Raw genomic sequence first — 21,799 nt, 5'->3', positions numbered from 1 at the left:
TGGAGAGTTACCATGAAAGTTGATGGATTTCTGAAGGTGCCCGACATCAAGGGCCCCAGCGTGCGCGATGGACATACCGACGAAATTGAAGTCCACGGCATAAACTTCAAGATGGTGGCACCGTTCGATTCCAACACGCTGTCGCGTCGCGGCCGCGTGGCAATGCATCCGATTGTCTTCACCAAGCATACAGACAAGTCGACTCCTTACCTGGCTCAAGCTCTTTTCGAGAACAAGTCGTTGGACGAGGTTGTCTTCGCAGCTCGCCGCACCATCAACAGCGAGACGACGGATTACCTCACGATCACGCTCAGCGAAGCTTCCGTCATGGACTTCGAGATGCAGCAGGATCCGACCGAGAATGACCTGATCCAGGAAATGGTGAGCTTCGCCTACAAGAAGATCAAGATCGTCTACGACAAGGACGACGAGGCCGAAATGGACGTCTATGTCGGCAAGTGACAAGCGGCCAAGGCGGCCGGACGGTGACAGATTGCAGGGATTGGCCGGCTCGCGGGCAACTCGCGAAGCAGTTCAGCCGTCGCTGTGGGACCGCCTGGTCAACGATATCCCGGGGCTAGCCTCGGAGATCGACGCTCTTCGCCAGGGCCTGGAGGACGAAATCGGCGCCGCGCCGCTTGACGCGCTGCTGGCGGGGGGCGCTGAGTCCATCGATGCGGACAAAGCACTTTCGGACGAGCAGAGGAGGCGCCTGCAAAGGCTCATCTTCCAGATCAGGCATCGCGCCGAGTTGGAGAGCCGCAGCATCGTGGTTTCGCCAGCGGTGCTGCGTGAGGCTGTGCGGCGCGACATCGAGGCACTGTTCAATACCGAACGTTTCGAAGTGTCTTCGACGTTGTCCAACCTAGAGCAGGAGGCCCGCCAGGATCTCCAGCTCGACGATTTTCCCGAGGTGCGCCGCAGCGTCGTCAATTATGGCGTCCCATCCTTTTCCGGACGCTCGTCGCGCGATTTCGACCGTGACGCTCTGGCTCGTGAAATCAGGCTCGTGCTCGCCACCTTCGAGCCCCGCCTGAAGGACAGTGCGACCAAGGTGACGGTGACGCTCGGCGACAAGAGCGCCGGCCTCAAGATCGAGATCGACGCTGTCCTCATCATGACGCCGGCGCCGGAGCGGCTGCGACTGCGCACCACGATCAACCTCGACAATGGCATGGCCCGAACCGACTTTCGGGAGGGCTGAGCTTGGACCGGATTTTCCTCGGCTACTATGAGGAGGAACTCAGCCACATTCGTGCGCTGGCCGCGGAGTTCGCCGACATGCACCCTGCGGTCGCGCGCAATCTCTCGCTCGACACCGTTCCGTGCCCGGACCCCTATGTGGAGCGGCTGCTTGACGGCGTAGCCTTTCTTGCCGCGCGCACGCGCCTCAAGGTTGACGCCGAGCGGTCGCGCTTTTCGCGCAGCGTGCTCGACCTGCTCTATCCGGATCTGGTCTCGCCGGCGCCGGCGGTCGGCATGGCGTCGCTGAAGCCTGGCAAACAGGTGCAGACGATGGCCGGTGGCCATGTCATCGCCCGCGGAACGCGGCTGGTGTCCCGCCTGCAGCCGGGCCTCTCCACCCGCCTGACGTTGAGCACCGCACAAGACGTCACGCTGTGGCCTATCGAGATCGCATCCGTCGCCTATTTCCAGGACCGGTCAGCGCTCGCCGCCGCGGGTCTCAGCAGCATCGGCGGAACGGCTGGCGAAGCTGCCCTGCGCCTGACCATTGCGCCGACCGGCAAGGGAGCGCTTGGCGACCTCGAGCTCGACCGACTTGATTTGTGTTTCGCTGGCCGGACCAAGGCGCCGCTGCTGTTCGACGCCATCTTCGGCGCTTGCTCGGCGCTTGGTGCCCGGCCCGATATGAGGGGCAGTTCTGGAAAACCCGCTGTACCCCACCCACTGCCCCCTCCGGAAATGGTCGGCATTCTCGACAGCGAGGCGTTGATGCCGCGCACCAGGCCGACCTTCGAAGGTTACCGGCTGTTGCGCGAATATTTCATGATGCCCGAGCGCTTCCACTACGTCCGAGTCGACGGCCTGAAGCCCACGCTCAAGCGCTCGGAAAGCGGGCTCGAGATCATATTCCTGTTCCGCCGCCAGGTGCCCGAACTTGCGGACGTCAAGACCGGCGATTTCGAGCTTTTCGTGACACCTGTCATCAACCTCTTCGAGCATGAGTGCAATATCGTCGAGATCGATCCGCGCAAGACAAGGCAGGTCCTGCATGCGGATCGTACGCGGCCCCGCGATTTTGAAATCTATCGCGTGACGCGCGTCGAGGATGCCGACGTCGAGGGGCCGGAGGCTGAGATCCCGGCTCTTTTCAGCCTGGGGCAGAACCGGGGGAGCGGATGGGTCTATTCGGTCGAACGTCGGCCGCGCCGCGTTGCCGAAGACGAACGCCGGCAGGGTCTGACGCGCACCTCCTATATGGGCGACGACGTCTTCCTCTCGATCTCGCGGCCGGCGGGCTTGGCCGCTGCGCGCACGCCGAAGCGGCTCGACATCCGGGCGCTATGCACGAACCGCGACCTTTCTATCCTTGATGACAATCCGAAGCTGACGCCAGAAGGCGGCGACCCGATCGAGGCTGTCGTTCTGCTCGGCGCGCTTCGTCCGCCGCAGCCGGCGATCGCAGCCGGCCTGCCGGCCGGCGCCGAAGACGAGTCCCGCGCCGATGAAATCGCCTGGCGTTTTGTGGCGCAGCTTTCGCTCAACTTCCTCAGTCTCGCGCGGGAAGGGCGGGGCGTTGATCCCTTGCACGCCCTGCTCCATCTCTATGCCGATCGCGGGGATCCAGGGCTTGCCCGGCATATCCGCTCCATCGCGCGCGTCGAATCCGCGTCGGTCATCGAGCGACTGCCGATCGATGGCCCGATGTGCTTCGGCCGCGGCACGCAAATCACCTTGCATGTCGACCAGTCGGTACTGTCGGGCCAGAGTTCACTCCTTCTGTCTGGCCTTCTCACCCGGCTCTTTGCCAGAGGTGTCGGAATCAACGGCTTTGTGCGGACACGAACGCGGCTGCAGCAGCGGCAGGAGGATGTGCAATGGCCGATGACGCTCGGCAACCGCTACTTGATCTAGCCGCCGACGAGGCACTTGGCGTGCACAAGCCGCTCCCGGCGCATGTCGACCTCGCGGAGTCCTTCGATTTCTTTGAATTGCTGCGGCGGCTGGAGTCGGAGGGCGCGCTTTTCGGCCATCCGGGTTTGCCGGAGCGCGAGCCAGCGCGTCTTGGGCAGCATTTGAGACTTGCCTTCGCCACCAAGGACGTCGCCGCATTCTCGCCGTCCTCCGAAACAGCGCCGGCGCGCGTCACGATCGCCAATCTCGGTCTGCTCGGCCCGGAAGGACCGTTGCCGCTCCACATTACCCGTTGGGTGCTTGACCGCATGTCACAGCGCTGGTTCGCCGGCGCCGAACAGCGCCAGACCAGCGACACGACATTCATCGACTTTCTCAACATCCTGCAGCACCGCATGATGGCCCTGTTCTACCGCGCTTGGGCGGACGCGACGCCCGCCGTGCAGGTCGAGCGGCCGGTCGGTGGCCGCGTCCATGCGATGTTGGGAGCGATGGCCGGCATTGGGATGCCGGGAGCGGGCGACATCGACAGCCCGGAACTCGACGCGGTTCGGCTGCGCCAGGCGGCAGCCCTCGCCTCGCAGGTCGACGGGCCAGAGCGGTTGACCCTTTTCCTCGCCGATGCCTTCAAGGCGCCGGTCCGGCTCAGGGAATTCGTGGCCGCATGGCTGACGGTTCCGGCAAACTTGCAGACCCAACTGGGCAAAGCCCATGCGACGTTAGGAAAGGGCGCCACGATCGGCCCGCGCACCTTCGGCCGCCAGAGTCGCATCGAGGTCGAGTTCGGACCGGTCGACTTGTTGACCTACAAATCATTCCTGCCCGGAAGCAAGCGGTTCGACACCCTGCGGCGCGCCATTCGCAGCCTGACCGGCGAGGCCCTGGACGTCGACCTGCGCATCGTCCTTTCAAGGGACGAGGTGCCCGCCGCTCGCATCGGCCACGCGCAACTGGGGCGAACAGCGTGGCTTGCCCCGGCCGGGGAAAGGGAAGATGCTAGGGATATGCGCCTTCGAACAGTGGTCGGGTGGCGTGCCGAAACGGCGGGGGCGGGGGCATGAGCCTGTTTCTCACGCTTGAGCAGGGACCGCGTAGCCAATCGGTCCGGCAGGCACGGCTCGACCGCGGCGAGTTGACCATCGGCCGCGACGCCCAAGCCAACTGGCGCATCGACGATCCCGATATGTTTGTTTCGCGCGTGCACTGCCTGGTCGAGGCGCGGCCGGAAGGCTACATCGTCACCGACCGTTCGAGCGGCGGCCTGTTTATCGACAATGCGGACAGTCCCCTCGGTCGTGGCAATTCCGCCAGGCTCGTAAACGGCATGCGCCTACGCCTCGGAGACTATGTGCTTCTTGTTGAAGTGCAGCCGGAGCAGGTTGCCCCCGTCTCTCAGCCGCGCAGTCTTCCGCCCGCGTCGCCGATGCCGTCTCTCGGGCCCGCCAGCTTCGGCGGCGACGATTTCTTTGCCATCAAGGCGGGGCCGGAGCCGGCGCAGCCGCGTCCAGGTAACCTGCCGGACCCTTTCGACCCCGAAAAGCCTGGGCCTCGTTTCGCCGAGGAGTCGGCCGTACCGCGGTCGGCCGCCTTCGACGACCCCTTCAGCCTGGATCCGGTTGCGACCCCAGCGGTCAATCGCGACCAGCCGCGATCTCCGGACTTCAATTTCGCCTCTGACTCTTTCGCCCAGCCGCCGTCGCGATCGGCGCCGGAAGAGCAGCAACGCGCGGGCTCCGGCGGCGAGGTGGGTTTCAGTCCCGCCCGCTCGGCACAGTCGGGCGGCGCGGTTTCGGGCCTGCCGAATGTCGGGCGCGCGCCATGGGAACTGCCGCTGCCCGACGAGCCGCAGCCGCCCGAGCCAGCCGTCCCGCCACTGGTGGAACGCGGCGCCCGTATGCCGGAGCGGGGGGGTCTAGCGCAGAAGTCGCGCCCTGCCGTCCAGCCTTTGGCAGATGAAGGCGACCTTCTGGCCGCGTTCATGCGCGGCGCCGGGATGAAAGAGGACATCCCTGCCGGTCGCACGACAACGGCCGACATGGAAAAGCTCGGACGCGAGTACCGCTTGATGATGGAGGGGCTGATGCAGCTTCTGCGCAAGCGCGCCGAGGAGAAGGCCAATGCCCGCCTCGGCCAAACCGTGGTCGGCGCCTCGGAGGTGAACCCCCTGAAATTCCTGCCGACCGTGGATGATGCGATGGCCACGATCTTTGCCGCGCGCAGCCCCGGTTTCCTCTCCGGAGAGGCGGCGATCGGCGATGCCGTGAAGGATCTCGCCCAGCATCATATCCGAGCCTGGCGCGGCGTGCAGGCGGCGCTACGGCGTATGATTGACCGGTTCGATCCGGTGGCAATCGAGGCCGAGCTCAAGGTGAATTCGTCCCTTGGCTCGTTGCTGCCGGGCGGCCGCGGCACACGGCTCTGGGACATCTATCAGCGACGCTATCGCGAGATCGCCGAGAGCGCCGAGCAGCGCTTCCTCGGCGAGATCGGCTCGGATTTCAGGGACGCATACGAGGAGGACTGACAAAATGATCGATCGGCGCGGGTTCATCGTTTCCTTTGGGGCTGCCGGCTTTCTGGCGGCCTGCCAGAGCGGACCACCGAAGCCGTCCGCCGTTACCGTCAACCTCGCCGGCCAGGCCGGCATGAATCCGGGGGCAGGCGGTGACAAGCCGGTCACGGTGCTGATCCTGCGGTTGCGCAGCACGGGAAAGTTCAATTCAGCGGATTATTTCGCGCTTGCCGGCGACCCCGGCTCGGCGCTTGCCGGCGATCTCATCGGCGCCGATCAGATCGCAGTCGGCCCCGGCAAGACGGCCTCGAAAACCATCACCGCCGAGCCGGAAGTGACGGCGATCGGTTTTGTCGCGCTGCTCAAAGAGCCGACCGGACGCAATTGGCGCATGACCCGGCCCATCTCGCCGGGCTCGACCGTCACGGTCAATGTCGCGGTCGGCGCGGGCGGGCTGTCGGCGTGACCCACCGCCAGCGAACAAAGCTGCAGAGAGGGGCCGCATGAGCGAAGGCAATCGCGTGCTCTGGTCCGAGGGGCTTTTCCTCAGGACCCAGCACTTCCAACAACAGGATCGCTTCTTCGAGGCCACCGTGCGCGGCGCGCTGCAGGCGGCCCACCTTCACGCTTTCGGCTTCTCCAGATTGACTCTCGATCCCTCGCTGCTGGAGGCCGGCCAGGTTGCTGTGTTGTCGGCGCGCGGCATCTTGCCGGACGGCACGCCCTTCGCAATTCCCGAGACGATGGATGCGCCGGTGCCATTGGCGATTCATTCCGACATGCACGGCCCGGTGCTGGTGGCCCTTCCACTGGAAACTGCCGGCGGCGTCGGGTTCGATCCCGCGCATGCAGGCCCGAGCGGTGCTCGCTATCGCGGCCGCATCGTCTCCGTCCAGGATGCCGTTCGGGGCGGCGCCGATCCCGAAGAAATCGAGATCGCACGACCCCAGGCCGTCTTGCTGGAGCCCGGCAAGCCAGTCGGCGGCTTCACCGCGCTGCCGGTCACAGGAGTCAAAGGCGTGCGGGCTGATGGCAGCGTCACGCTGGACGACACCTTCCTGCCGCCTACGCTGATCATCGGGGCCGTGCCCTGGTACGCACAAATGTTGCGTGAGCTTGTCACGGCGCTCGAGCAGATTTCCGAGGCGCATGGCAAGATAGTGATGGGTGGATCGGGCCGCAGCGTCGAGGACCTGCTGATTCTGCAGCTGGCTAATCAGGCGCGGCCGCGCCTTGTCCATATGCTAGGCCAGGAAGTCTACCATCCGTCTGATCTCTTTCTTGAACTCGTCGGCCTTGCGGGATCGATGGCCACCTATGGCTCGAGCGCCCGGAGGCTTGGCGAACTGCCAGCCTATGATCACATGGCGCCGGGCCCGGCCTATTCGGCGCTTGCGGATGCGCTGCGCTCGCTGATTCTCAGCCTGCGCTATGTCGAGCCGAAGTCGCGTGCGCTGCCGGTGATGCGCCATTCCACCAATGTCTGGAAAGTGCGCATCGACAACCCGAAGCTGCTGCAGCAGTGCCGCATCGTCGTACGGGTCGGGTCCGAGTTGTCGGAAGAGGCGCTGCGCAAGATATTCGTCAACCAGGCGACGGTTGGCGCCGCCGGCGAGTTCGAGGGGCTGTGGAAGTCGCGCCTGCCAGGCATTCCGCTGAAGCCGCTGCATTCGCAGCCGCGCGAAATCCCCTATGACGGCGACCGGCTCTGCCTTGAGCTCGATCAGAAGAGCGAACATTGGGCTTCGCTGCTCGATGCGCCGGGCTTCGTCATTGGCGTCTCCGGCGTCTTGCCCAGTGAACCCCAGGTCGACTGCTATTCGGTGAACAGGTAGGCCATGAGCAAGGACGATCCTTTTGGCCTTTCGGAGGATCGCGAACGGACCCGTATCCGGCTTAGCGGGGCGCCAGTGCCTCGGCCGCGGCCGATGGCGCCCATGCCCGGGGAGCTTGAGGCGCCGACCGGACCGCCGATAGAGCGGCCAACGCGTGCGCATCCCAACGCTCTGGTCAACGCCTTTGCGCCGCTGCTCGAATTCGCGCCGGAATTGGAAAGCGCGTTGCCGCCGGATAATCCCGAGACGCTCCGTACTCGTCTGCTGGATCAGCTCATCCGCTCGCGCGACGCCGCCGTGGCGGCGGGCCTTCCGTTGACGCGAGCTGATCAAGCGGCGTGGCTGGTCGCGGCGCTTCTCGACGATCTCGCGCTCAACACACCTTGGGGTGGCGCCAGTGCCTGGCCGCGCCAGCCGCTGGTCGTCATGCTGCGCGGCGACGTCGATGCCGGTACCCAGTTCTTCACGCGCCTTGAGGAGCTGGAAAAGAACCCTAACCGCGACCGCGAACTGCTCGAACTGCAATATTTGTGCATGTCGCTGGGATTCCGCGGCAAGTACCGGGTGCCGGGCAGGGCGGGCGACCGCTCGCTCAATGCCGTTCGCGTTGCGGCGGCGCGATTTCTGCGCGACGCCGACACCGAAGCCGCGCCGCTTTCGCCGAACTGGCGTGGCGTTGTCGCATCCGACGAGCCGCAGCGCTTTGCCGTCCCGATCTGGGTAATGGCGGCCCTTGCTGTTGCGCTTGCGGCGATCGTCTATGTCGGCCTCTCATTCAGCCTGAGCAGCCAGGCCGTGGAACTCGCCGCGCTGGTGCGCGCGCTGCCTCCGCCGCAGCGCGCCGAAATCGCGCGGCCACCGCCTAAGGCCGATGCAGCGCCTCCCTTGCCCGTCGAGACGGTCGACTTCCAGTTGGTCCCCGAATTCCAGGCAAAGGCACCGGAAGAGCTTCGCGGCGCGCTCAAGGGGCATGAAAGCGTGTCGCTGGCGACGCTACTGATCCAGTCGACCAATCCGGAAGTATTCCAGTCTTCCCGTGCCCAGCTGACCGATGAATACCAACCGCTCATTGGTTCCATCGCAAAGGTGATCCTCGACAACCAGGACCTGATCGGCGACATCACCGTGGTCGGCCATACCGATGGCGTGCCACTGCAGAAGACCAATCTGCTGTCCACCAACCAGAAGCTCTCCGAAGCGCGGGCCAAGACAATAGCCGACCTTCTGGTGCAGTACGGCGTTCCGGCAGAGCGCGTCCGCGCCGAGGGCCGCGCCGCGACCGAGCCGATCGCCGACGACAAGACGCGCGAGGGCAGGTCGCTCAACCGCCGCGTCGAAGTTTTGGTCGAGAAGAGGCTGTAGGGCATGTTCATCCTGCGCTTCCTCATGGCGGTGCTGACATCCCGCATCCTGTGGACCCTCATCGGGCTGGCACTGCTTTCCGGCATTATCTGGATCGTCGGTCCGATCGTGCGGGTCGGGCCCTTCGTTCCGCTGGCGCCAGAGACTGTGCGGCTCGGCGTGATCGCTGCGCTCGTCATCCTTTGGTTGATCTGGATGATCGTCGCGCAGCGCCGGGCCATCCGCGCCAATCGCCTGTTCGTCGCCGAGATTGCTGCGCCTGTTGCCGAAGCGAAGCTTTCGCCGGGCGAGGAAAATGTCGCGGCCGTCGGTGCCAAGTTCCAGGGCATCATGGCCGAGCTCAAGCGCCGCAAGTTAGGCGGACGGAAGTTCCTGCGCGAGATGCCGTGGTACGTCATCGTCGGGCCACCGGGCACGGGCAAGACGACGGCTTTGCGCCAGTCCGGCCTCAACTTCCCCATAGACCTCACCGACGATCTGCATGGCGTGGGCGGAACGCGCAATTGCGATTGGTTCTTCACCGAAAGCGCTGTTCTGGTCGACACCGCCGGCCGTTATGTCCAGCAGGAAAGCCAGCCTGACGTCGATGCCACCGAATGGCTGGGTTTCCTTGATCTTCTGAAGAAGCATCGCGGACGCCGCGCATTGAACGGCGTCATCGTCGCCCTGTCGATCGACGTGCTGCTGGAAGGCGACGCTGCCGTCAAGGCGCACGGCCGCAAGATCAGGCGACGCCTTGCTGAACTGAACGAAAGGCTGGAAATCCGTCTTCCGGTCTATCTGATGCTGACCAAGGCCGATTTGCTGAGGGGCTTCGAGCCCTTCTTCGGCGGCCTGTCGGCGTCGGCGCGCGAACAAGTGTGGGGGACGACGTTCCCGCTCGAGGCCAAGCTGGATCCAACGCTCGTCGGACGCGAGTTGTCGATGTTGGCGCGCGAGCTGGAACGGCGGCTGGTGCCGCTGCTGGAGAATGAGGAGAAGCTCGGCACCCGCGCCGAGATCTTCCGCTTTCCGGGGCAGGTTGAAGGCCTCTCCGGGCCGGTCCAGCTTCTGGTCGAGACGATCTTCGGCGAGACGCGCTATGAAGACAGCGCCTGGCTTCGCGGTCTCTATCTGACGTCGGCGACGCAGGAAGGCGCTCCGATCGATCGCCTCACCGCAGCGCTGACCAGTGCCTTCGGGCTGCCGGCGCGCCGGTCCATGCCAGCATCGCGCATCGAGAAGCGCTCCTTCTTCCTGAAGAACCTTTTGACCGAGGTGATCTTTAAGGAGGCGGGGCTCGGCACATTCGACCCGCGGGCGGTGTGGCGGCGGGTCTGGATCTGGCGGGGCGCTGGCGCAGCCTGTGCTGCCGCCTTCCTCATCGCCGTCGGGCTCTTCGGCCTTTCCTACTACGACAACCGGCAGGCCATCGCCGCGCAGGCCTCGCAGCTCGTCGCGCTGCAGACGCCCCTCAGCGCCATCGCTGCCACACGCGCGAGCCTGGACCCTTCAGACATCGGCGCTGCCCTCGATGTCATGGATGCCGTCGCGGCCGCGCGTACGCCGCCGCCGTCGGCTCTGCGCGATCTGGCCGGTCCGTCGGCCGCGCCTGAATTGTTGCGCGCGCAGACCGACACCTACGACCATGCGCTGCGCAATGTGCTGGAGCCGCGCATGGTGGCACTTATGGAAGCCACGATGTGGCGCCAGATCCGCGATCCGGATTTCATGTTCTCCGCGCTCAAGGCCTACCGCATGATGACCGGCCTGTCGCAGATGGACCCGGACTTCGTGCAGGACTGGTGGATGAACACCTTGCCCGGCATAGCCGCGGCGCCGCCGTTCACGACACCCGATGCAGAGGAGCATGAGGTCGCGGCCATCCGGCGCATGGCTGTAGACGACAGCTATTCCAAGCCCGACAATGCGTTGGTCGCCGAGGCGCTGAAGACGGTCTGCACCGTGCCGCTGTCGGTCCGAGCCTACAAGCAGCTTCTCTCGGACGAGGAGGTGAAGTCAGCCAAGGAGTGGATTCCGGCCAACTTCGCCGGTCCGAACGGGGCCAAGGTCCTGTCGCGCCGCTCCGACAAGACACTGCGTATCGGAATCGCCGGCGCCTATACCTATGACGGCTTTCACAACGGCATTCTCGACCGGCTGCAAGATGTCGCCGCGCAAGCCGCGCTCGACCGCGCCGTCTTTGCCGGCGGCTGCTCCGACAGCGCGGAGACATCCGTCGAGGCCCTGTCACAGGACATCCTCAAGCTCTATTACGACGACTATATCGCGCAGTGGGATTCCTTCCTGCACGATGTGCGCCTTGCGCCGCTGACCGACCTCAATGTCGCCAGCGAGAACCTCAAGGACCTTTCCAGCGCCGACTCGGCGGTCAAGCGGCTTGTGACGGCCGTCGTCGCCGAAACGGAGTTGACGCGCTCCGACGACGCGCCCGTCGACCCGAAGGCGGCCGGGCAGGGCGCTTCGAAGCTCCTGAACAAGCTCGGCAAGATCGGCAAGCTGGCGACGACCGGGATGAAGCTGCTGCCGCGCGCAGGCTCTGCGGATCAGGTCGATGAAACGGGCTCCCTCGTCGCCGAGCATTACAAGCCTCTGAAGGGCGCCATTGTCGAGACCGACGGGCTGCCGCCGGCGCTCGATGCCGCGGTGGTGGCCCTGACGGCGCTGTCCAATGTCCTCCAGACCGTCACCGCCAGCCCTGACCCGCAGGAGGCCATCAAGAAGCAGGGCGGGCTGGCGGAGCTGACCGGCGCCGTGGCGCGCCAGGCGCAGATCCTGCCAAACCCTCTCAACGAATGGCTGGGCGGCATCGCCGGCGACACCAGCGGCCTGACCGAGAAGGCGGTGACCTCCGAGCTCAACGCTATCTGGCGCGCGGATGTCTTGCCGTTCTGCCAAGCAGCGCTCGCCGATCGCTATCCGTTCAGCCCCAACAGCGCCGTCGATGTCAATGTGCGCGATTTCGCCCGCCTGTTCGGGCCCGGCGGGCTGATCGATGCCTTCACCAATAATCAGCTCATCGCCTATGTCGACACGACCCAGTCGCCGTGGAAATGGCGCCAGGATTTCGGGCTCGATTCCGCCGCGCTGCCGGCGCTGGAACAGGCCCGCCACATCCGCGACGACCTATTCGCGGGCGGGCAAGGGCCGATGATGAGCTTCACGCTGGAGCCGAAGGACCTGTCTTCCAACGCGACGCGCGTCGCGCTCAACCTCGATGGCCAGAGCCTCGTCTACTACAACAATGCGACGCGGCCACAGCCGATGACCTGGCCGGGCAAGGACGGCACCGGCGTCATCAGCCTGTCCTTTCAGCCGATTGACGGCTCGCCGGAGGTGATGGTGAACGAGACCGGCAGCTGGGCCTGGCTGAGGCTGCTGCGCACCGGCCGTTTCACGGCCACCTCGCTGACCGATGTCTATGATCTCCGCCTCGGCTTCCAGGGCTTCTATGCCGACTACCGGCTGAAGGCCGAGAGCGTCGAGAACCCGTACAATCTCGAAATGTTCAAGAAGTTCACATGTCCACCGCAGCTGTGACGACAGGCTTCTTCGGCAAGATCCCCGCGACGGGCGATTTCGTCGCCTCGGGCCTGCCGCGCAATTTCATCGACCGCTGGGACCGCTGGATGTCGAGGGAGCTGCAGGCGCGCCCGGACGAGGGCGAACTGGATTCGAGGATCTGGCGCTTCATGGTTCCGGCGGGGATCTTCTGCGACCAGCCCTGCGCCGGCGCCTGGCGCATGAGCGAGGACCGGGTGGGGCGGCGGTATCCTTTCGCGGTCGTGATGGTCGGCGTGGTGCCGGAGCCCGCGGACGCATGGTTCGATGCCGCCGCGGCGATCGTCTACGGCGCGGTCGCAGAGAAACGCAAACAACCCTGGATTGCCGAGGGGATCGCAGAGCTGCCGCAGTCGGAACAGAACTTGGGTACGCCGCCTTTAGTCTTCTGGGTGGATGATTGGGAGGTCCAGGAACTCGGCTTTGCTGATATTTACGACCTCGCCGCATATGGACTTCCCGCGATGCGGGCGGCCCGGACGCAGACGACGGAGCTCTAGACCATGACCTCCACCGTCTTTGCCGAAGGGATGGGGTTCTTTCACCAAGGCAGCGGCGGCAAAGGCATCGCGCCCGGCGATGTTTGCCTCAGTCCGCCCCCGCCCCCGGCGGGACCTGTTCCCGTGCCCTATGTCAACATGCTGCAGTCCAGTGATCTCACCCAGGGCAGTGCGAGCGTCAAGGTGCAAGGAACGCCGACTGCGTTGGAAAACTCGTCTCAAGTCGCGCTGAGCACCGGTAACGAGGCCGCCACGCCTGGGCTGGGCGCCGGCGTTGTCACACATCGCATCAAGGGCAAGGGCTCGTTCAAGCTCTGGTCGTTCACGGTCAAGGTGGAAGGCAAGGGCGTAGCTCGCCATGGCGACCCGATGGAACAGAACACGGCGAGCCCGTTGCCGAACACGGTCGACGTGGCCGCCTTGGTAAACTTCTCCATGGTGATCGGAGACAAAGCGATGAAGGAGGATTGCCCGCGCGACTACAAGTATTCGGAGGACTATACCCCCACGTCCGAGACCCAGCGGGCTTCGGTGCAAGGCCAGACCTGTTGGCAATGCAAGAAGGATCGCGCCAACATCCTGCGTCGGGCTCCAAGTGCAGACAAGGACAAGGCGCTGAAGGACATCGACAAGAAAATCAAGAGGCAGACCGACGGTAAGGTCACGATGATCGCCGATCACCAGCCGCCGCAGAAGACAGCGTGGGAGATGGGAGCGTGCCATGACCCCGCAAGTTTCGCTCAGCGGATGCGCGACCTTGATTGCCAGCCGCATTGTCATGCCCACAGCATGCAGCAGTCCCGCGATATGCGCTCACTGGATCGCCGCGAGCTTTACGATGCGATGAATAAGCACATCGGTGGCCTCGGCATATAGGAGCGCGAAATGATCTCTGGGCCGTATGCAGAAATACGTAGTCGTTGGATAGAAGATCTGAAGATTGTTGCTCCAACATTGCTAGAATGGTGGCATGATATTCGCGTGCACGAAGTCAATAAAGAGCTTGTCGACGCCCGCTGGCCAGCAGGGCCTGCGAGTCATCCTCGGGTCATTGCCCTGTTTAGGAAGTACTATTTCGAAACGACGAGGCTGAACGCCTCTATTCCTGGCTACGTACCGCAGAACGAAACCGAGATGTGGGGCTCAGGGGCCGAGCAACAGCCTGAGGAGAGCGACGGGGGCGGGCCGGTCCCTCCGGTGACGCTGCTCCTTTCTTGGCTGCATGACACCGAGCCTGAGCTGGCAGACTTCATGAGGACGTTCGACTTCATACCCATCGGGGAAGATCCGGACTTCGAGGAGTGCTGAGGGATGACACTGCTCGTCAATCACAACATCCAGAATGGAACTTACCGGCTACTGCGAGCGCCCCTCGACGTTCGTGGCCGCGCGGAGGAGACGGTACCAGGAACCGGCTCGGTCGGTCATCGTGCGCTGTTTGCTGCCTATTTGCGCGACCTCATCGACGTATTCGCCCAAGCGTCGGAGACGTGGAACGCTAGTGTTGAAGAGCGCATGGAGATCGGCGTTCCGGTAGACAAGGCAATCCTCCAGACGATCGAGGCCAAAGGAGTCGCCGGCCCTGCGGGCCACCCGAAAGTCGTCTGGCTCGTGCGAAAGTACTGGCTGGCGTGCGAAGAGGAGAATCGGCGTTCCCCAACCAGCGTGGTGCCTCACGAAGTGTTTCTTCTCGAGTGGCTCATTCAGAGTGGCTGCCAGGATTATGTAATACTCCTGACCGCCATGCCCTATTGGCCGATCGGCATCGACGAAAACGGCAACTGGTGCTGAGCAATGACGTTCGCGGTCTGGATTGAAAACAGAACGCCCTTCGCCGCCGCCACCCATGTGCAGCTCAATGCCGATGGCCAGGAGGTGCTGGTCGTCATGTTCTCGGCGAGCTTCGACGCGCTCGACGGTGCGCCGGAACTGCGAGTCTCTGAGGATCAGATGCCGGTCGCGCTAAGGGACATCCCGTTCGGCGATCCGGCCAATTCGTCCAACCGCTACGAGGCCGATATCGCGCCCGTGAAGCCCGGTGCCGAGTTCCTGATGAACGGTACGGCTTACGCCCAGAAAGGCCGGCCGGTGGCCGAGATGCAGGTTGGGGTTCGCGTCGGCAGCTTGCAGAAGGTGCTCAACGTGGTCGGCGACCGCATCTATGACGCCGGCAGCTACAGCGCGCCGCAGCCTTTCCTCACCATGCCTGTCGTCTATGAGCGCGCCTATGGTGGCACGCAGCCGGACGGCCGGCTCGACCAGCGCAATCCGGTCGGCATCGGCTATCACCACGCCCGATCAGCCGACCCGTGCGTACGCACCCAGGCCCCCAACATCGCCTATCCCGACGAACCTTATCTGAGACCCTCCGACCGACCGAAACCGGCCGGTTTCGGCCCGCTCGGCCGCGGCTGGCTGCCGCGACTGCCGCTCGCGGGCACCTATGATCAGGCCTGGATCGACACGCAGTGGCCGCTGCCGCCGAAGGATTTCGATCCGCGCTACAATCTCAGCGCGCCGGCGGATCAGCATCTGCAGCAGATCGAGGGCGGCGAGCCGGTCACGGTCATCGGCATGACGCCGACCGGCCGCTGGGATTTTCGCCTGCCGCGCGTGGTCGCGCCGATCCAGCTCATCTATGACGACCGCGTCGAGCAGCAGCGCTTCAAGGCCGATACGGTGATCATCGAGCCGGATTTGTGGCGTGTGACCCTCAAGGCGCGACTCGCGCTGGTTACGCGACGCGGCACGCCGCAATTGCGCCAGATCGCCTTCGGCCATGTCACATCGGGCTTCCTGCTCGCCGCGCGAAAGCGCAAGGCCTATATCGACCCGCGCGGAACTGGCGGGGTCGTCGACCGGCCCGTGTGGCAGCCATGAAGCAACCGCTCTATGTCGTTGGCGCTGGTGCCGTCACCGCAGCGGGGCTGAATTCGAGGCAGACCATCTCCGCCATCCGCGCCGCCCTGTCGGCTTTCGAGGACATGACGATGGCCGAGCCGTTCGGAACGAGCCAAGTCGTCGCGCGAATTCCGGCGCATTGGCGTCTCCGCCGCACGCAAGGCGAATGGCTGGTCAATATGGCCGCGCGGGCCATCAAGGAGGCGCTGGGCAGCGACGATCCAGGCGTCGCCGCAGCGACCGCGCTGCTTGTCACGCCGCCGGAAGCCTTCCGCAGCCACCCGGCCTTCACCGACATCCCGCCGCGCGATTTCCTGGCTGCGCTCATTGAGGCGACCGGTCTTCGATTCCATCCGTCCTCGCGCGCCGTCGATGGGGGCGCCGGCGTCTGCGTCGGCCTGGTCGAGCGGGCGCTGGCTCTCATGGAGGAAGGCGCGGCGCAGGTCCTGCTGGGTGGCGTCGACAGCCTCATCAACGAAATCGACCTTGCCCGACTCGGCCAGGCCGGAAGATTGAAGGCCGACGACAATGCGCAAGGTCTCGTCCCCGGCGAGGGGGCCGTGTTCGTGCGTTTGACGCGCGAGCCTGCTCGCGACGCAGCCTTGGTTGCCGCCATCCATGGCGTCGGCATCGCGCAGGAGACGGATACGGTTCTTTCGGATCGCTACAGCCAGGGGCGGGCCATGCTCGGCGCGCTGCGAGATGCGGTGAGCGGCACCGGCCCTTCGGAGCCCGATATCGATTTCGTCATTTCAAACGGCAATGGCGAACGCTACGGAGGTTGGGAGATGCTGATCACCCGCCCGCGCTTTTATCGGACCCGGCGCGAGATGATGGCGACCGCTTATCCGGCCATGACGGTTGGCGATGTCGGTACGGCCGGCGGGGCGCTCGCGCTGATGCTTGCCGCGGACAGTTTCGTCAATGGCTATGCCCCGGGCCCGGTCGTCATGTGCGAGGTCGCTTCCGAAGGCGGGCTGCGAGCGGCCGCGGTCATGGCAAGGGCGACGGTGCGATAGTCGTTCGGCGTCAGCACGGCGGTCAGAGCCAGGCGGGAAAATGGCGTGTCTGTCGCCAGTCCTGAAGCCTCGTTTCGGGGTGATCGAATGCCGCTCGCAACGCGTCGAGGCGGATGCGGCGCATCGACCTAAACGTGCCATAACCCTTGCCGCCACGGCCCTCGTCCCACCAGGCCTCGACCTTGTCGGCCACGGGCAGCACAGCGCTGACCTCGGCGAACGCTTCGCCTAGCTCGGCAGGATCGCTGCTGAACAGTGCGAGATCATTGAAATCGACCTCGAACAGATCTCGCAGCGCCAGCCCGGCCGCGTGCGCCACGTCCGGCTCGCGCATCCTGCCGATCAGCCAGGGCATGATGCTGCGGTCGCCGAAAAGGCCGACCGCGGCGGTCGCCGCTTCTCGCATGGCCGGTTGTTCGAGCCATTTCTGCAGCCAGGTTTTTCCGGCCTTGACCGGCGTCGTCAACAGCCGCAATTCGATCGCAGCCGCCCGCTGGCCGGACCTGCCCAGCACAAGCCTGTCCAGCGCCGGATGAGCGTGTGGCGCTTCGTCGAGCAGGCAAAGGGCGAGCGCTGCCTCAAGACACTCCCGATCGGTCTCGCCCGCCAGGCTCTCGGCGATCGGCCGTGCCAGGTCGTGTCGCTTCAAAACGCCCGCCAGCCGCAGCGCCTGGCAGCGTATCTGCGGATCCGCCGCTTGAATCAACACGTCCAGCCGTGCGCCGGGATCGACGCGATTGTGCCTGAGCGCGCAGAGGCCGAGGCATCGTATCGCGCTCTCGGCCGAATCCAGCCAATCGGTCACGAAGGGACGAAGCGTTTCGCGGTGCACCCGCGCGATGGCGCCCGACAGGGCATTGATCCCGAACGCGCCAAGTCCCGCGCATGCATCGACCGCCTCGCCGACCGCATCCTTCTCGCCTGACAAGAGCGCCAAGATGCCGAGCAGAAACGCTTCCCCCGGCTCAGGATAATCGGCAAACAGTGCGAGCGCGGCTTCCCAACCGGCTTTGCCGGACGCAACCAGTCCCTCGATATTGGCGTCAAGGCGTTGGTCTATGCGGCCAATATCGGTCTCGCCGAGGAGCGGTCCGTCGATCTCGTGCCGGCGCCTCAGCCACAGGAAAGCCGCATCGCCCGCATGATGGTCGACGATGGCCGGAATGGCCGCGATCTCTCGCATGGCGACCTCAGTTCAGGTGCACCGCGCCGCCGCGAATGATGTTCACCCCGCTCGCCTGGCTCGTCAGCTGGGTACCGCGGATGGTGATCTTGCCGTCCTTCTCAAGGATGATCGAGGCTTGGCCGCAACGAAGCTCGATGCGCTGCCGGGCATTGATGACAAGGCTTTCGCCATCGCGCACGACTTCGGCTGGCTTTTCGCTCGGCCTTGGTTCGACGATCCGGCCGATGATGAGCGGCCGCGCCGGGTCGCCGCCTTCGAAGAGCAGGGCGACCTCGCAGCCGACAGCGTTTGCCTCCAACTGGCAAAGGCACCGCGCCGGAACGGCAGTTTCGCTCGGGTTGCCGACGAACACGACAAGCGGCGATCTTCCATCGAAGCCGACCAGCAGACCGATTACGACGCCATCGATGCGCTCAAGCACGTCCATTGCGACCTCCTCAGTTGGCGTTGATGGTGCTGCCCTTGATGATGACATCGCTCGAGGCTTTGACGCTGATCTTGCCGGAGCCGTTGATCGAGATGTCCTTGCCTTCGATGGAGATGGTGCCGTCTTTTTTCATCGTGATGGAGGCGGAACCACAGGTGAGTGTGATGGATTCCGCGACATCGATGGTCAGCTTCTTGCCGATCTTGATATTGCTGTCGCCATCGATGCCGGTGCTGCTGTCCTTGGCAACCGACAGCGCCCGCGCGCCGCTGACGCTGGTCGTATCATCGGCGCCAATGCTGGTTGTGCGTTTGGAGCCGACGTTCAGCGTCTGGTCAGCGCCGACGGTGACCGATTGAGACGCCCCGATCGTCACGCTCTGGCTCGCCCCCACATTCCAGCTGTCGGCGGCGCCGATGTCGTGGCTCTGGTTGATGCCGACGCTGACGGCGCGCATCGCGCCGATCGTGTTTGTCTGCGCGGCGCCGACGGTGCGGATCTCGGCAGCGCCAACCGTATCGGTCCGAGCGAGGGCAACGGTTATCGTCTGGCTGAGGCCGACCGTTTGCGAGTGGTTGGCGTCGATGTTCTCGGTCGCGTTGGCCACGACATGGATCGTCTCGTTAGCGCCGACGGTCAGCGACCTGTTCGCCCCAACCGTTTCGGTGTCATTGTTGCCGATGTTGCCGGTGCGGTCATGGCCGACGCTCAGTGTCTTGTCGTGGCCGACATCCTCGGCGAGGTCGTGCCCGACCGAATGCTTGGCGTCATTGTCGATGCGGTCGGACTGGTCGTGCTGGACCAATTTGCCGCGATCATGCTTGATGAGGAGGTTGTGGTCCTTCTGCGCCTGGAAATAAACTTCCTCCTTGCCAGCCAAATCTTCAAATCTGAACTCGTTCCAGCCGCCGCCGCCCAGCGAGGAATTGCTCTTCACGCCCGATTGGGTGGCGTTGCCGGGCAGGGCATAGGGCGGCATTTGCGCGGCGTTGTAGACGCGTCCGGTGATGATCGGCTGGTCCGGGTCTCCTTCTATGAAGTCGACGACCACCTCCTGCCCAATGCGTGGAATCTGGATGAAGCCCCAGCCGCTGCCGGCCCAGACCTGTGAGACGCGCACGAAACACGAGCTATCCTGGTCCTTCTTGCCTAGCCGGTCCCAGTGAAACTGGACTTTCACCCGGGCATATTTGTCGGTGTAGATCTCCTGGCCGGATGGTCCGACAACCGTCGCGGTTTGCGGCCCGCGCATGATCGGGCGGCGCGTGAGGCGCGGCGGCCGGTAGGGCAGCGACGTCGGGGCAAGCTCCAGCAGGACCTGGAATGTATCGCCTCCGGCATCTACCCCCGTCGTATAGCCCGGATCATGCAGGCGGTAGTCGGCGCCGACGACAAGGTATTCCTGGTTCTGGTCGTCGCGCGGGAACTCGACCAGCTTGAAGGTGCAGCCGGCATGGAGGCCACGTGCATTGGCCCTTGCGGTGACGCGCTCGTGCGTGGCCTGCAGTTCCTCTCGACGGATTGCGGCGATCTTGTCGCCGCGGCCGGTGTCGAGATGAGCGCCGGGCTGATGATATTGCTCGCCGTCCGCCTGCCCGTGGCTGAAGGCGTATGAGGACTTCGCCGCCAGGTCGACGCCGGGCTTGGTGAAATCATAGTCAGTGTGGACATAGGCCGCCGACCGCACCGAACGCCCGGGCATCCAGCTGGTGATGTATTCGGCGTCGGGTCGGACGGCGAAATCGGGATTGAACGCGATCTCTTCGTAGTCCGGCACCGGCTGCAGCTTGTTCATGGCGTCGACCAGCACGAGCGTGTGCTCGTCGTCGCCGTATTCGAAGAAATAGAAAATTCCCTCATGTTCGAGCAGGCGCTGTACGAATTCCAGATCACTTTCATCATACTGCACGCAATATTCGCGCTGGGGGTATGATCCTTGCAGTCGTTTCTCGAATTTGGCGATGCCATACTCCGAAAATACGTCCTCGACGATCTCGATAACGCTCTTATGCTGGAAGATGCGGCAGTCGGTGCTATTGCCGAGGAACCATAACCAAGGCCGCAGCGTAGCTTCATAGTAAGCGAGCCGCGACTCTACCTTGGTCATTCTGAAATCTGACACCAGGCCGCTGAACCAGCGCTCCGGCTTTGCCTCGCCCTGCACCGATACTGGCTGCCCCAACATCTTCAGCGGGTCGATATCAAGATCGGTGCTGACAAAGCCTACGGTGAAGGAAAGACACCGGCTTACCTCATCACGGCCGGCAAGGTGCGTGAAGGTCAAGGTGTCCCCACCGAGCGGCGTACGGACCGTCGTTGCACGATCGCTGGGCATAAGTCGTGCCTCTCCGGCGCCGCGGCCATTGCAGTCCTCAAGACTAGCAAAGTTTCACCACTCGGAAAAGCTACTGTCGTCGCGCTCTACCAGCGAGAGAAATGTCGATGCCACTGTCCCGCCGCAGCAAGAAACTGCTAGGATGACCAAAGATAGTCGTGTTGCTGTGCCGATAGGCCGGCAGGTCGGACGATGGGTCGCTGCGGATGCAAATCAGGCTGACGATCGACAATGTCGATAGGCTGCCCAATGCCGGCCCGCTCAGCTTCCGGTCGGATGGGCGCAGCTTCGAGATCGGCCGCGAAGGGGGCGACTGGATCCTTCCAGATCCCGATCTGTTCATTTCGGGCCGCCATTGCGAGGTGCGTTTCGAGCAGGGTGATTTCTGGCTCTTCGACCATTCGCGCAATGGAACCTTTGTCAATGGCACCAGCCAGCGCATCGCCAGCCCTTATCGGCTGGCCAACGGCGACCGCCTCCGGATCGGCCGCTATGAGCTGCAGGTCGAGATCGATGGCAGGCGCGGCGGGGTAGCGGATATTCGCGCCGGTCCCGCAACGATGGCGCGCTCGGCCGGGAAGATCTATCCGCCGGCCGTCGGGCCGCGCGCGGATGGCTTTTTCACGGACCGTGAGAATGAAGCGCTGCGCCGGGAGCGCGAGGGCATTGCTGTGCGTCCCTTGCCGCGGGAGGGCGTGGCTTTCAGCAGCGAACCCTTCATGCCCGCGGCCAGCTCTCCCGGGATGAGCTCTACCGGCCGGTCTGCCGATAAGCAGGTGCCGGGCGAGGAGCCGAGCGGCACCTCAATCCTGCGCGCCATCGCCTTGGGCGCTGGCGTTTCTCCCGAGGTCTTTGAGCAGCGCGACCCTCATGAGGTCGCGACCGAGATCGGTGCGGTGTTGCGGATCGCGGTCGACGAACTGGCGCAACTGCTCAAGGCGCGCGCCGCCGCCAAGGCGCTGGTAAAGAGTCATGACCGCACGATGATTGGCCCGGCCGACAACAACCCCATCAAATTTGTACCAGGGTCCGAGGACGTGCTGGACATCATGTTCGCGCGCCGGC

19 protein-coding genes are annotated in these 21,799 nt (G+C 64.4%); 16 read left to right on the top strand and 3 right to left on the bottom strand.

Annotation, left to right across the window (positions count from 1 at the left end):
• The first annotated feature begins 12 nt into the window (after window positions 1-12).
• Genes LB518_RS08580 through LB518_RS08510 form a run of 15 tightly spaced genes read left to right on the top strand, consistent with a single transcriptional unit; the run spans window position 13 to window position 16,786 of the window.
• Complete coding sequence (locus tag LB518_RS08580; protein WP_224575947.1) at window positions 13-462, top strand: Hcp family type VI secretion system effector; 450 nt, start codon at window positions 13-15, stop codon at window positions 460-462.
• Complete coding sequence (gene tssE, locus LB518_RS08575; protein WP_224575945.1) at window positions 449-1,204, top strand: type VI secretion system baseplate subunit TssE; 756 nt, start codon at window positions 449-451, stop codon at window positions 1,202-1,204. Before LB518_RS08580 ends, tssE begins: the two co-directional genes overlap by 14 nt.
• Window positions 1,205-1,206: 2 nt before the next feature.
• Window positions 1,207-3,096: a type VI secretion system baseplate subunit TssF gene (gene tssF / locus LB518_RS08570; RefSeq protein WP_224575934.1), complete on the top strand. Its 1,890-nt coding sequence runs from the start codon at window positions 1,207-1,209 to the stop codon at window positions 3,094-3,096.
• A complete protein-coding gene (gene tssG, locus LB518_RS08565) occupies window positions 3,060-4,157 on the top strand; it encodes a type VI secretion system baseplate subunit TssG (RefSeq protein WP_224575923.1) in 1,098 nt (365 codons plus the stop codon). Before tssF ends, tssG begins: the two co-directional genes overlap by 37 nt.
• On the top strand, window positions 4,154-5,620 hold the full coding sequence (gene tagH, locus LB518_RS08560; protein WP_224575911.1) for a type VI secretion system-associated FHA domain protein TagH: 1,467 nt from the start codon (window positions 4,154-4,156) through the stop codon (window positions 5,618-5,620). Before tssG ends, tagH begins: the two co-directional genes overlap by 4 nt.
• A 4-nt stretch (window positions 5,621-5,624) precedes the next feature.
• The gene (gene tssJ, locus LB518_RS08555) at window positions 5,625-6,074 is read left to right on the top strand and encodes a type VI secretion system lipoprotein TssJ (RefSeq protein ID WP_224575898.1); all 450 of its coding nucleotides are present in this window, start codon (window positions 5,625-5,627) and stop codon (window positions 6,072-6,074) included.
• Window positions 6,075-6,111: 37 nt separating this feature from the next.
• The gene (tssK, locus tag LB518_RS08550; protein WP_224575886.1) at window positions 6,112-7,443 is read left to right on the top strand and encodes a type VI secretion system baseplate subunit TssK; all 1,332 of its coding nucleotides are present in this window, start codon (window positions 6,112-6,114) and stop codon (window positions 7,441-7,443) included.
• A gap of 3 nt (window positions 7,444-7,446) precedes the next feature.
• Window positions 7,447-8,805 (top strand): type IVB secretion system protein IcmH/DotU, encoded by a 1,359-nt coding sequence (icmH, locus tag LB518_RS08545; RefSeq protein ID WP_224575875.1) that lies wholly within the window; start codon window positions 7,447-7,449, stop codon window positions 8,803-8,805.
• A gap of 3 nt (window positions 8,806-8,808) precedes the next feature.
• Window positions 8,809-12,345: a type VI secretion system membrane subunit TssM gene (tssM, locus tag LB518_RS08540; RefSeq protein WP_224575864.1), complete on the top strand. Its 3,537-nt coding sequence runs from the start codon at window positions 8,809-8,811 to the stop codon at window positions 12,343-12,345.
• Window positions 12,327-12,866 carry a type VI secretion system-associated protein TagF gene (gene tagF, locus LB518_RS08535; RefSeq protein WP_224575852.1) on the top strand — a complete coding sequence of 180 codons (540 nt, stop codon included), beginning with the start codon at window positions 12,327-12,329 and terminating at the stop codon, window positions 12,864-12,866. Before tssM ends, tagF begins: the two co-directional genes overlap by 19 nt.
• A gap of 3 nt (window positions 12,867-12,869) precedes the next feature.
• On the top strand, window positions 12,870-13,742 hold the full coding sequence (locus LB518_RS08530; protein WP_224575841.1) for a DUF4150 domain-containing protein: 873 nt from the start codon (window positions 12,870-12,872) through the stop codon (window positions 13,740-13,742).
• A gap of 9 nt (window positions 13,743-13,751) precedes the next feature.
• Window positions 13,752-14,174 carry a hypothetical protein gene (locus LB518_RS08525; RefSeq protein ID WP_224575838.1) on the top strand — a complete coding sequence of 141 codons (423 nt, stop codon included), beginning with the start codon at window positions 13,752-13,754 and terminating at the stop codon, window positions 14,172-14,174.
• A 3-nt stretch (window positions 14,175-14,177) separates the two neighbouring features.
• On the top strand, window positions 14,178-14,657 hold the full coding sequence (locus tag LB518_RS08520; RefSeq protein ID WP_224575836.1) for a hypothetical protein: 480 nt from the start codon (window positions 14,178-14,180) through the stop codon (window positions 14,655-14,657).
• A gap of 3 nt (window positions 14,658-14,660) precedes the next feature.
• Complete coding sequence (locus LB518_RS08515; RefSeq protein ID WP_224575834.1) at window positions 14,661-15,746, top strand: DUF2169 family type VI secretion system accessory protein; 1,086 nt, start codon at window positions 14,661-14,663, stop codon at window positions 15,744-15,746.
• On the top strand, window positions 15,743-16,786 hold the full coding sequence (locus LB518_RS08510) for a hypothetical protein (protein ID WP_224575832.1): 1,044 nt from the start codon (window positions 15,743-15,745) through the stop codon (window positions 16,784-16,786). Before LB518_RS08515 ends, LB518_RS08510 begins: the two co-directional genes overlap by 4 nt.
• A 22-nt stretch (window positions 16,787-16,808) precedes the next feature.
• Here the strand turns inward: LB518_RS08510 and LB518_RS08505 are convergent, their stop codons facing one another.
• The 3 genes from LB518_RS08505 to LB518_RS08495 are packed head-to-tail and all read right to left on the bottom strand — an operon-like array spanning window position 16,809 to window position 20,734.
• Window positions 16,809-17,969 carry a hypothetical protein gene (locus LB518_RS08505; protein WP_224575830.1) on the bottom strand — a complete coding sequence of 387 codons (1,161 nt, stop codon included), beginning with the start codon at window positions 17,967-17,969 and terminating at the stop codon, window positions 16,809-16,811.
• A 7-nt stretch (window positions 17,970-17,976) separates the two neighbouring features.
• Window positions 17,977-18,399, bottom strand: a complete 423-nt coding sequence (locus LB518_RS08500) for a DUF6484 domain-containing protein (protein WP_224575828.1) — start codon at window positions 18,397-18,399, stop codon at window positions 17,977-17,979.
• Between the two features lie 10 nt (window positions 18,400-18,409).
• Window positions 18,410-20,734 carry a type VI secretion system Vgr family protein gene (locus tag LB518_RS08495; protein WP_224575825.1) on the bottom strand — a complete coding sequence of 775 codons (2,325 nt, stop codon included), beginning with the start codon at window positions 20,732-20,734 and terminating at the stop codon, window positions 18,410-18,412.
• Between the two features lie 206 nt (window positions 20,735-20,940).
• On the opposite strand from LB518_RS08495, the gene LB518_RS08490 reads away from it, so the two are divergent.
• The coding region (locus tag LB518_RS08490) for a type VI secretion system-associated FHA domain protein (protein WP_224575814.1) at window positions 20,941-21,799 on the top strand (859 nt) is incomplete at its 3' end.

It is taken from the genome of Mesorhizobium sp. BR1-1-16, assembly GCF_020165495.1.
In the GTDB taxonomy this organism is placed as follows: Bacteria; Pseudomonadota; Alphaproteobacteria; order Rhizobiales; family Kaistiaceae; genus Kaistia.
The sequence above is the reverse complement of the archived record's forward strand: the minus strand, read 5'-3'. Positions and strand labels throughout refer to the sequence as shown.